The sequence below is a fragment of the Mycobacterium sp. E3198 genome (assembly GCF_001667015.1).
Lineage (GTDB): Bacteria > Actinomycetota > Actinomycetes > Mycobacteriales > Mycobacteriaceae > Mycobacterium.
On record NZ_LZIS01000198.1, the window covers coordinates 1 to 10,353 of the forward strand.

Annotated in this window: 11 protein-coding genes and 2 pseudogenes; 8 read left to right on the forward strand and 5 right to left on the reverse strand. The window is 69.1% G+C overall.

Annotation, left to right across the window (positions count from 1 at the left end; genetic code table 11):
- The 3 genes and pseudogenes from A5673_RS21605 to A5673_RS21615 all read left to right on the forward strand — a co-directional run.
- A pseudogene (locus tag A5673_RS21605) lies at positions 1–218 on the forward strand (phosphomethylpyrimidine synthase); the annotation flags it as partial.
- A 70-nt stretch (positions 219–288) separates the two neighbouring features.
- Positions 289–1,116: a bifunctional hydroxymethylpyrimidine kinase/phosphomethylpyrimidine kinase gene (thiD, locus tag A5673_RS21610; RefSeq protein WP_068237256.1), complete on the forward strand. Its 828-nt coding sequence runs from the start codon at positions 289–291 to the stop codon at positions 1,114–1,116.
- Positions 1,113–1,742: an alpha/beta family hydrolase gene (locus tag A5673_RS21615; protein WP_068237259.1), complete on the forward strand. Its 630-nt coding sequence runs from the start codon at positions 1,113–1,115 to the stop codon at positions 1,740–1,742. Before thiD ends, A5673_RS21615 begins: the two co-directional genes overlap by 4 nt.
- Here the strand turns inward: A5673_RS21615 and A5673_RS21620 are convergent.
- The gene (locus A5673_RS21620; RefSeq protein ID WP_068237262.1) at positions 1,720–2,898 is read right to left on the reverse strand and encodes a TetR/AcrR family transcriptional regulator; all 1,179 of its coding nucleotides are present in this window, start codon (positions 2,896–2,898) and stop codon (positions 1,720–1,722) included. The genes A5673_RS21615 and A5673_RS21620 overlap by 23 nt on opposite strands.
- A gap of 63 nt (positions 2,899–2,961) precedes the next feature.
- Here A5673_RS21620 and A5673_RS21625 point away from each other — a divergent pair, with 63 nt between their 5' ends.
- The 4 genes from A5673_RS21625 to A5673_RS21640 are packed head-to-tail and all read left to right on the forward strand — an operon-like array spanning position 2,962 to position 4,907.
- Positions 2,962–3,186, forward strand: coding sequence for a hypothetical protein (locus tag A5673_RS21625; RefSeq protein ID WP_068237265.1), 225 nt, complete (start codon positions 2,962–2,964; stop codon positions 3,184–3,186).
- Positions 3,187–3,242: 56 nt separating this feature from the next.
- Complete coding sequence (locus A5673_RS21630; protein ID WP_231971417.1) at positions 3,243–3,545, forward strand: hypothetical protein; 303 nt, start codon at positions 3,243–3,245, stop codon at positions 3,543–3,545.
- A gap of 38 nt (positions 3,546–3,583) precedes the next feature.
- Positions 3,584–4,021, forward strand: a complete 438-nt coding sequence (locus A5673_RS21635; protein ID WP_068237272.1) for a MarR family winged helix-turn-helix transcriptional regulator — start codon at positions 3,584–3,586, stop codon at positions 4,019–4,021.
- A gap of 16 nt (positions 4,022–4,037) precedes the next feature.
- A complete protein-coding gene (locus A5673_RS21640; protein WP_068237274.1) occupies positions 4,038–4,907 on the forward strand; it encodes an LLM class F420-dependent oxidoreductase in 870 nt (289 codons plus the stop codon).
- A 3-nt stretch (positions 4,908–4,910) separates the two neighbouring features.
- On the opposite strand, the gene A5673_RS21645 is transcribed toward A5673_RS21640, so the two are convergent.
- From A5673_RS21645 to A5673_RS21660, 4 genes and pseudogenes are all read right to left on the reverse strand, one after another.
- Complete coding sequence (locus A5673_RS21645) at positions 4,911–6,341, reverse strand: peptidase (protein WP_231971418.1); 1,431 nt, start codon at positions 6,339–6,341, stop codon at positions 4,911–4,913.
- A gap of 180 nt (positions 6,342–6,521) precedes the next feature.
- Positions 6,522–8,036, reverse strand: coding sequence for an HNH endonuclease signature motif containing protein (locus A5673_RS21650; protein WP_082958883.1), 1,515 nt, complete (start codon positions 8,034–8,036; stop codon positions 6,522–6,524).
- Positions 8,005–9,471, reverse strand: a complete 1,467-nt coding sequence (locus tag A5673_RS21655) for a M28 family peptidase (protein ID WP_068237284.1) — start codon at positions 9,469–9,471, stop codon at positions 8,005–8,007. Before A5673_RS21655 ends, A5673_RS21650 begins: the two co-directional genes overlap by 32 nt.
- Positions 9,471–10,169 (reverse strand): annotated as a pseudogene (locus A5673_RS21660) (M20/M25/M40 family metallo-hydrolase); the annotation flags it as partial. The pseudogene A5673_RS21660 and the gene A5673_RS21655, both read right to left, overlap by 1 nt.
- A gap of 102 nt (positions 10,170–10,271) precedes the next feature.
- Between A5673_RS21660 and A5673_RS30675 the strand changes: the two are divergent.
- The coding region (locus A5673_RS30675; protein ID WP_369806510.1) for a M28 family peptidase at positions 10,272–10,353 on the forward strand (82 nt) is incomplete at its 3' end.

A 10,353-nucleotide genomic window follows, 5' to 3' on the forward strand; every position in this document is an offset into this window, starting at 1 on the left:
TGCCCGCCGAACCGGCCAAGACCGCGCACTTCTGCTCGATGTGCGGGCCCAAGTTCTGCTCGATGCGAATCACGCAGGACGTGCGCGATTTCGCCGCCCAGCACGGGCTCGAGACCGAAGAGGACATCGAGGCCATGATGAGCGAGGGCATGGCCGAGAAGTCGCGGGAGTTCGCCGAGCACGGCAACCGGGTGTACCTGCCGATCACGCAGCCGTGATCGCAAGCGCGGCCGTGGCGATCGCAAGCGCGGCGAAGCCGGGCGCAGCGGGTCACGGCAATCCGGCGCAGTGACGTTTCTGCCGCTCGCGCCGCCGGGCACCACGCCGTTGCGCGTGCTGACCATCGCCGGATCCGACTCGGGGGGAGGCGCGGGCATCCAGGCCGACATGCGCACCATGGCGCTGCTCGGCGTGCACGCCTGCGTCGCGGTCACCGCGGTCACCATTCAGAACACGTTGGGGGTCCAGGGGTTTCACGAGGTGCCCGGCGATGTCGTCGCCGGCCAGATCGAGGCCGTGGTCGGCGACATCGGCATCCAGGCCGCCAAGACCGGGATGCTGGCGTCGTCGGACATCATCGCGGCGGTGGCCGCGGCCTGGCGCGGGCTGGGATCAGCAGTCCCGCTCGTCGTCGATCCGGTCTGCGCGTCCATGCACGGCGACGCCCTGCTGGCTCCGTCGGGGCTGGACTCGCTGCGCGACCAACTGTTTCCGCTCGCCGCGCTGGTGACACCGAACCTGGACGAGGTGCGGCTCCTGGTCGACATCGACGTCGTCGACGCGGCCTCGCAGCGCGCCGCGGCCAAGGCGCTCCACGCGCTGGGCCCGCGCTGGGTGTTGGTCAAGGGCGGGCACCTGCGGTCCTCGGAGCGCAGCTGCGACCTGCTCTACGACGGCGCGGACTTCCACGAGTTCGACTCCGAGCGGCTGCCCACCGGTAACGACCACGGCGGCGGCGACACGCTCGCGAGCGCGATCGCCTGCGCGCTGGCGCACGGCTTCACGATGCCGGACGCGGTCGGCTTCGGAAAGCGCTGGGTGACCGAATGCCTGCGCGCCGCCTACCCGCTGGGCCATGGGCACGGCCCCGTCTCGCCCCTGTTTCGGCTCCGATGAACCTCGATCAGATCGCGGGTGTCGCGCACGAGCCGGAGGGAACTCCCGCCGGGGTGGTCGCGCTGACCCACGGCGCCGGCGGCGACCGGGATTCCCTACTGCTGCAACAGGTTTGCGACGAGTGGGCGCGCCGCGGCTGGCTCGCGGTGCGGTACAATCTGCCGTACCGGCGGCGCCGGCCCAAGGGGCCGCCGTCGGGTTCGGCGGCCACCGACCGCGCGGGCATCGTCGAGGCGATCACGGTGTGCCGCGGGCTGTCCGGCGGCCCGCTGATCGCCGGCGGGCATTCCTACGGCGGCCGGCAGACCTCGATGGTGGTCGCCGCCGGCGAAGTCGGGGTGGACCTGCTGACCCTGTTCTCCTACCCGGTCCACCCGCCGGGCAAGCCGGAGCGGGCGCGCACCGAGCACCTGCCCGACATCCGGGTGCCCACCGTGTTTACCCACGGAACGTCGGATCCGTTCGGCACGCCGGACGAGCTGCGCGACGCCGCGGCGCTGATCGCCGCGCCGACCGAGGTCGTCGAGATCACCGGCGCGCGCCACGACCTGCGTTCGAAGACCCTCGACGTCCCCGCGCTGGCGGTCGACGCGGCGCTGCGGCTCATTCGTCCCCAAACACCGTGAGCCGCATCAGCTTCCGGACGCACGCCTGCGCGTAGGACGGGTCCGCGTCGGATGCGGCCATCCGGCCGAGGTCGATCACCAGGGCCATCGCGGCGTGGACCAGGAACCGCGCGTGCGTCGGCGGGACGGAGGGTCGCGCGGCGGTCAGCAGCCGGACCCAGGAGTCGATCGTCGACCGCTGCACGTTGCGCAGCAGCGTTTGGTCGGCGGCCGCCAGGTTGAACCGCTCGGTGTAATAGACGGCTGCCAGTTCCGGGTTGGCGAACGACGTGGCCACGTAGGCGCGCATCAACGCCGTCAGCGCCTCGTGCGGTTCGGTGATTGCGCCCAGGATCGGCGACAAGTGCGCGGAGACCCGGTCGGCGGCGCGGCGCAGCCCGGTCGCGAGAATGTCGCGCTTGCCCGGGAAATAGCGGTAGATCCCCGAAACGGGGAGGCCGGCGGCCGAGGCGATCTGCGCCATGCTGGTCCCCGCGTACCCCCGCTCCTCGAACGACACCATCGCCGCGTGCAGCAACGCTTCGTAGGCGCCGGCGTCGGAAGCGAAGATCCGCCAGGCCACCGGGCGCGGGAAGCCGGCTGACGGCTCCGGAAACTCGGCCGCCAGGATCGCCGACGCGGCCCCGGCCAGCAGCGCGCGGGTCTCGTCCGCCGGCAAACCCGCGCCGTGGTCGACGACGCTGCCGATGGCGCTGAGCACCGCGGCCGAGAGCGTCCACCGCTGCCGGGACGTCAACGACGGTCGAATGTCGCTCAGCGGCCGCTGAATTCGCCGATTGACCCGCCGCAGCTGGCCGGTCAGCACGGCTTGGTCCTCGGCCCGCAGGTATCGGGCCTGCCAGCGGTACAGGCCGCCGGCGGCGCGGTTGTCCAGGGTGACGCCGATGAGCGCGTCGATGACGTCGTCCAGCGTCGCCGCGCCCTCGGTCCGATCGACGAGTTGCTGGCTCAGTGCCAGCACCGCCCCGCGAAAGAGGTCGTATTTGCCGGCGTAGTGGCGATACAGGGCGGCCGCCGAGATCCCCACCCGCGCGGCGATGGTCTCCATCCCGACCGCGTGATAGCCGTGGGCGCTGAACGCCTCGGCCGCAGCGCGGGCGATCTGCGCCTTGCGGTCTTTGGGCCGCCGCCGAACCGCGGCGCTGGCGGTGGACACCGGATCACCCTACCGCGTCTCCGGAATATTGATTAACATACGGGACGACCAGAAGGACCGCAGATGTTGGAAAAGCTTCACCGCGTGCTCGAATTTCGGCTCAGCATCGCCCAGTTGATGGCGATCGGAATCATCCTCGGCACGCCCTATCTCCTGGTAGGAGTCATCTGGTCCACCACGCATACCGAGCACCTGCACCAGATGCACGGCCTGGACCTGGCCGTGTCGTTCCTCGGCTCGATTGTGTCGTGGCCGGTGCTGCTCTTCGCGAACGTCTGCATGACCTGACGGATCGGCGATTCACATAGTGGACGGGGGGAAGCGACAGCGTGCGGAATCGTCCGATGCTGGTCGGAGCCGTCGGCCTGGCGCTCGCGCTCATCGGGTTGGCGGCGCTGTGGCTGCCGATCGGGCTCGACCAGCACGACGCCTACGGTTTTCCGATCCAATGCGGCAACGGCTTCAGCTCCAACCCCACGGTCGGGCAGGCCGCCGGCGCCGGAGTGGCCCACCAGTGCGAGAGCGCGCTGCTCACCCGTCGCGCCTGGGCGATCCCCCTCGCTGCCACCGGCTGGCTGCTGATCACCGTCTTCCTCATCTCGTGGGCGCGCGCCGCCCCGCCGGCCAAAACCGATTTGCTCAGTTGAAACTGGACAGTTCAAACTGTCTAATTTAGGCTGGGACCATGGACGGCATCGGTGACTCCTCGGTGACGGCCGCCCGCGACCTGCGGGTGCTGTTCAGCCGGTTGCGACGCCGGTTGAGAAGTCTGGGGGTCGACGACGACCTGACGCCGTCCCAGACCGCGGTGCTCACCCGCCTCTGGAAAGAGGGAGCGTCGTCGGCCAGCGCGCTGGCCGGTGCCGAAGGGGTGCGCCCGCAGTCGATGGCCACGATCGTGGCCGCGCTCGAGCAACGCGGGCTCATTGCGCGCGCTCCCGACCCCGAAGACGGCCGCCGCCAAGTCGTTTCGTTGACGGCCGCCGGCCGGCGGCGCGCCGAGAGCGATCGGCAGGTGCGGGAGGAGTGGCTGGCACGCGCCATCCAGGAGCGGTTTTCCGAGCGGGAACGCCGCACCATCCTCGCTGCCCTGTCGCTGCTCGAGCGTCTCACCGAGTCATGAGAGGGGAACCACCGCAATGGAATTGGGTGTGCACTTCATCGATTTTCTGCCGGGGGATCCGGCAAGCCTAGGCCCGACGCTGGCCGGTGCGGCCAGGGCCGCCGAGCAGGGCGGCGCCACGCTGTTCACCCTGGCCGACCACTTCTTCCAGATGGAAAACGTTGGGCGAGCCGAGGATCCGTTCCTGGAGGGCTACACGTCGTTGGGCTTTCTGGCCGGGCAGACCGCGACCATCGACCTGGCCCTGCTGGTCACCGGCGTCACTTATCGCCATCCCGGCGTGCTGGCCAAGACGGCCACCACGCTGGACGTGCTGTCGCAGGGCCGGTCGATGTTGGGCCTCGGCGCCGCGTGGTACGACCGCGAACATCTGGCCCTCGGGATTCCGTACCCGCCGCTGCGCGAACGGTTCGAGATGGTGGAAGAGACGCTGCAGATCTGCCGGCAGATGTGGAGCGACGACGACGGGCCGTATCACGGGAAGCACTACCAGCTGGCCGAGACGATCTGTGCGCCACAACCGATTCGGCGGCCGCCGATCCTGATCGGCGGCGACGGCGAGAAGAAGACGCTGCGGCTGGTGGCGCAGTACGCCGACGTCTGGAACAGCACGACCGGCGATGCCGACGAGCTCGCGCACAAGATCGATGTCCTGAACCGGCACTGCGACACCGTGGGCAGGGATCCGCGCGAAATCCGCAAGACGGTGGGCCTTTTCGTCGACCCCTTTGCGGACACCGCGGGGTTCCTGAAGACGGTGCAACGCCACGCGGAGTTGGGCGTCGAGTTGATCAATCTCGGCCCGCTGCCCGGAAACCCCGATCCCGTGGGCTTCATCCGCCGCCTCGGCGACGAGGTGGTTCCCAGGCTCGCCGAAATCGCCTGAGCGCTAACCCGGGTAGCGCGAATAGCAGGCGTCCATGTTGCCCGCCACGCCGCCGCGGAAGGCGGCGATGCGGGTGAAGCCGGCCGGCACGCTGATGCCGTCGGCGTCGCTGGCGACCAGGTGATTGGTGAGCAGGCCGGAGACCGCCTCGTCGAGGTCGCCGGCGGTCAGCACGAGCTGCTTCTGGGACGGCAGTTCGATCGGTTCGGCCATCTTGCGGTGCACGACACCGGTCAGGCAGGCGGTGCGCAGCGCGGTCCAAGGGCTCTGCATGGGCAGCCTGCGGTCATGCTGCACGGCCAACGCGTACCTCGACATCACCATCGACAGGGCGGTGTCGTCGCCTTGCGGCAGCGTGCGTTCACTCTCGGCGGCCACCTGACCCACCTTCGCGAGTCCGGGAAGGTCGACCACGATGGTGTTGGTGGCCGGGCAGTAGGAGGCCGGCGGGCTGGGCTTGGCGTCCGGGCAATCGGCGGGTTTGTAGGACAGCGTCGGCGGATTCTTCAGCGAGAAGATCTTTCCCAGCAGCTCCATGAGCGTCGACAGCGTGTCTTCGTTGATGGGGACCTCTCCGGTCTCCGGGTCCCCGCCGGTGTCCGTCCGCAGGGCGGTCGGCAGGTCGCCACGGCGCTGCTCGATTTCCTGCTTGTTGATGCTCGCGCACGCCGAGGCGCCGTCGATGAAGCCCATTTGGAAGGCGCTGATCCGATCCAGGGCCGACCCGTGCTCGTCGTCGTTTTGCGACTCGGCGTCCATGACCGGGTCGCGGGTCGTGATGACGCCGGCCAGCACATGATCGAGCCCGTCCGCGGTGCTCAGAGTGAAGCGGGGCGATTTGCCGTCAGCCACCCAATACAGGTAGACGCCGGCGAAGCAATCGGCCTGCTGTTCGCGAACGATGGTCGGGTCTTTTCTGGTCACGAGTTTGGCCATCTGCTGCAGGGCGTGACCGAATTCGTGCGCCAACACACCATTGACGGACATGTCGCCGAAATAGCGCTTCGCGACGGCCATGAACACCGTGCGATCCCAGGCGATCAAGTTGCAGCGACCGGTGAAGAACGCGTTGACGAGCTTATAGGTGTCGCTATAACAAACGATCGGGCTGCGCGGATTCTCGGAGTCGTAGGACACCATCTTCTCGACCGGAACGAAAGTCCCTTTCAGCGATTCGCTGTATACCGACTTCCAGTACTCCTCGATGTCGTTGAGCGAGAGCAACGACAGCTTGTCGATCGGTCCGTTATCGGTGTTGAGCACCGTGCCGGTGGGACTCGGTGCGTTCGACCTGATTCCGCTGGGCCCGTTGGTCGCCGGCAGGCCGCCCACCCGGAACGGGTCGTTGAGCATCGACAGAGCGCGCCCGTCGACGAATGTGGTGCACCCGGCCACCACGAGTACCGCCCCGGCGCAGGCGATCGCCGCCTTCACACGTCGACTCGGCCCGCGCATATTCATCAATGACCTCATCCCGACCGGGCTGCAGGGCAGCATCAAAGGGACCTCATTCTAAAGCCCCTGGCAAACTCTGACAGCCGAAACGCAACCCGGGTAACCCATTGCGAAACGTCAACCGGCGGGAAGGTATTCGGTACGCGAATTACCGGTGCCCTAAAAGGGCGGCGGTTCGTCGTCCTCTGGTGGTGGGGGTGGTGGTTGGGCGGCTTGGGCGGCGAGTCGGGTCTTGCGGTTGCGCTTGCGTTCGGCGGCGACGCGCGCGGCCCGGTTTTGGGCACGCGTTTTGGTGCGCAGCGGCATCATCGCGGTGCGTTCCCCGCAGCGCTCGCTCAGTGCATCGGATAGCGGCGGATCGCCGGTGGGTGCGCACAAGCTCGGAAACAGCAGCGCGCTGCCCGGGGTGGTCACGTAGGTGTGGCCATCGGGTAGGCGCCAGATCACTGTGCCGTCAGGCAGCTGTTCGTCCTGCCACCCCCAGAAGGTTTTCATCAAATGGTGAAGCCGGCACAAACATTTCAGGTTCGACGCGTGTGTGGCCCCACCCTCGGCATGCGGGACCGTATGGTCCACATCGCACTGCACCGCGGGGCGATCGCAGCCCGGGGCCCGACAGGTCAGATCCCGGCACCGCACGAACTCGGCCAGCTTGCCCGAGGGGCGATAACCCGGCTCGGGGACCCCGGTAGGAATGCCCAACGGAACCAGCCGCGCCGAGCGGGCGAGCTCGGCGACCAGCTCGGCCGGAATTAGTCCATCGAACCCGGGCAGGATGCCCGGTGTGGTGCCGCTGCCCTCCACGGCACCTTGATCGGCGACCACATGGATCACCACATTGCTGGCCGGCGCCGGCGCACCCGCCATCGGGCACTCAGCCGAGCAGCAGCCACACACCAGCCGCTGCGCCCCGGCGGCCAACGCAGCCAGCGCATCGGCGCGGCGCTGCTTTGCGGTGCGCGGATCACCGTCGCACACGCTGCCCGCCAGCTCATCAAGGCGGCGATCCAACGCCTGCCCGGCCGGGGCGAACAACCTGCCCTCCAGCCATGCCATGCCCGACGAGTCCGCCACCACATCCACGTAGCGGTCCTCGACAGCCTTGGCCGCGCGCCGCAGCGCGTCGCGATCAACCGCCAGCACCACCCGGTCCACCGCGGCGGCCAACCCGGCGCGCGTCAGCGACCGCCGCCGCGAAACCAGCACCGCCACCCGCGCATCCACCCGGGCCAACACCGCGGGATCGGTGATCAGATCGGTGCGAAACACAATCGTCTGAAACGCCCGATAATCGATGTCGCCCGCCGCGAACGCCTTGCCCACCTCCGGCAGCCGATCACGCAGCGCCATCGCATACCGCAAATAGCCATGCGCCCTGGCCACGCTGCAGTTCAACACCGCGCCCACCTGCGCCGCGGTCGCATCCCACGCATCGGCGGCCCAATCCGGCTGCTCCCCGGAATCGCGGCAGCGCACCATCAACAGCTCACCGACAGCCACCAGGCGCTCCGCGGCCGCCCGGGCCTCTGCCCTGCCCGCCTCGCCCACCCGATCCAGCAGCGCCGACGACTCCGGCGTGGACTGCGACGCCAACGCATATTCGAATGTGTTCGAGTATGCCACCGGGCTCTGACACTCCGCGCTAAGGCATTCGCGTGCGGTGCCGCTTGTCATGCGGCGGCACGCCGTTGACTCCGCCGATCGACTCCGCGTAGGTGCCCACCGCGAACGCCACGCCGGAAACCATGATCGCCAACGCTTCCCGGTTGACGGCGTCGACGGTGTCGCGGGGACCCTGGAAGTTGGGGTCGAACGGGACGCCGGCCTGGCCACCCCACAGCCGCGCCTGCACGGTGGTTTTCGGCTGCGAGGCGCCGGTGGTCATGCCGCCGACCGGCACGCCCGCGACCATGAAGGGGTGGTAGTCGGTCCTGGTGCCCAGCGGCATGTCGGCCGGCCGCTTCCCGGCCAGGTTCAGGTAGCCGGCCAGCGTGCGTTCGATGCCGGCGGATCCGTCGGGCACGTCGCCGAAGGCGATCCCGGGCGTGGGCGGACCCGACTGGTCGCCGTCGTCGGTGAAGAAGCCGGCGTTCGGCGATCCGAGCATGGTGAAGTCCATATACATCGCGATGTCGTTGAGTTGGTTGGCGTCCATGCCGAACACGTAGTCGGTGACGCCGTTGAGCCCGTCCTCGTCGGCTCCCCAGAACACGAACCGCACCGCGTTGTTCAGCGGGGCCAGCGGGCCCAGCTGCAGCGCCGTCTCCAGCACGGCTGCCACGCCGGTCGCGTTGTCGTTGATGCCCGGACCATCGCGCGGTCCGTCGAGATGCGCGCCGACCACGATCGCCTCATGCGGCGAGCCGGTTTCGGTCTGCGCCAGCACGTTTCGCGAGCTGATCTTGATGTTCTCCGCGTCCAGCACCAGGCGTATCGGCGCGGTCTCACGCTCGAGCGCCGCGGCGCCGTAAGCGCCGACGACGGCGACCGGCACGGTCAGTTGCTTGAAATAACCGGGCACGAAGAGGCCGGGCGGGGCGCCCTGGCCGCTGGGCGCGCTGAGCACGACCAGCGCTATCGCGCCCTTGGCCAGCCCGCTGTTCTGCTTGTCCACCACCGAGCAACCCGAATCGTCGACGACGGCAATCGCCCCCTTGGGCACCGCGGCCGGGTAGTCGCCCGCGGCGCAGCCCGACGGGCGCGTCGGATGCACCGGCGGCCCGGCGAGTCCGCCGGGGGGCGTTCGGACCAGCAGCGACGCCTGGTCGACCTGATAGGTGCGGCCGGCCACCGTGAGCGCGGGTTTACCGGGCGAGACGTTGTAGAGCCGGTCGAACTGCGGTGTGGATACATTGAAACCCCTGTCCCGCAGGGTCTTCGCCACATAGTCGACGCTGGCGTCGTAACCGGACGTGCCGTCCGCGCGGTTTCCGCGGTTGGCGTTGGCGACGTTCTGCAGCGCGCGCAGGTGGGTGACCAGCCGGTCCGCGGTGACCTTCTGAGCCAGTCCCCGGGCGAGGTCCGGTGCCGCCGCCAGCGGTGCCGGGCGCGGCGCCGAGCATCCCGCCACCAGCCCGATCACGATCAGCGCCGAGGCCAGCGGGCGCATCACGGCTTCGCGAGCACGTGGCGCGTGCGATCCGCCAGCACCGCAACCCCGTTGCGGCCGCCGATGTCCTGCGAGTAGAAGGCCACCGCGTAGGCCACACCGGCGCCGTTGATGCCCAGCGCGGTGCGGTCGATGTGGTCGAGGGTGTCGGTCTTCTGGTGGTAGTTGGGATCGAACGGCTGGTCGGCGGTCCCACCCCACAGCTTGGCCTGCTCGGCGGACATCTTCACCTCCGCGCCCGAGAACAAGCCGCCCGCCGGGATGCCGGCCAGCGTGAATCCGTCGTAGTCCGAACGGCCGTCGAACGAGGTGTCCTGCGCGGTCTTGCCTGCCGACTTGAGGTAGGCGACCAGGGTCCGCTCGATGCCGGCCGAGCCCTCCGGCACCACCGGCTGGCCGCGCGCGTCCACCGGCAGCGACTGGTCCCCGTCATAGGTGAAGTAACCGGGGTTGGGTGACGCGAGCATGTCGAAGTTCAGGTAAAGCGCAATGTCTTTGAGCCCGTCCAGGTTCAGCGACTCCACGTAGTTGCGCGAGCCGATCAGCCCGAGCTCCTCGGCGCCCCAGAAGCCGAACCGCACCGCGTTGTGCACCTGCGGCGAATTTCCGAGCTGCACCGCGGTTTCCAGGACGGCGGCCACGCCGGACCCGTTGTCGTTGATGCCCGGCCCCTCGGGCACGCTGTCCAGGTGCGCGCCCAGCCCGGGCCCACCACGATCAAGCTCAACGCGAGCGTCCAAAACGTCAAGGCCCGCAACGTGATCGCGCAGACGAAGACCGGTTCGCCCACCGACGTGGTGATGGCGGGCGCGCACCTGGACAGCGTGCCCGAGGGGCCGGGCATCAACGACAACGGGTCCGGCGTGGCCGCCGTCCTGGAGC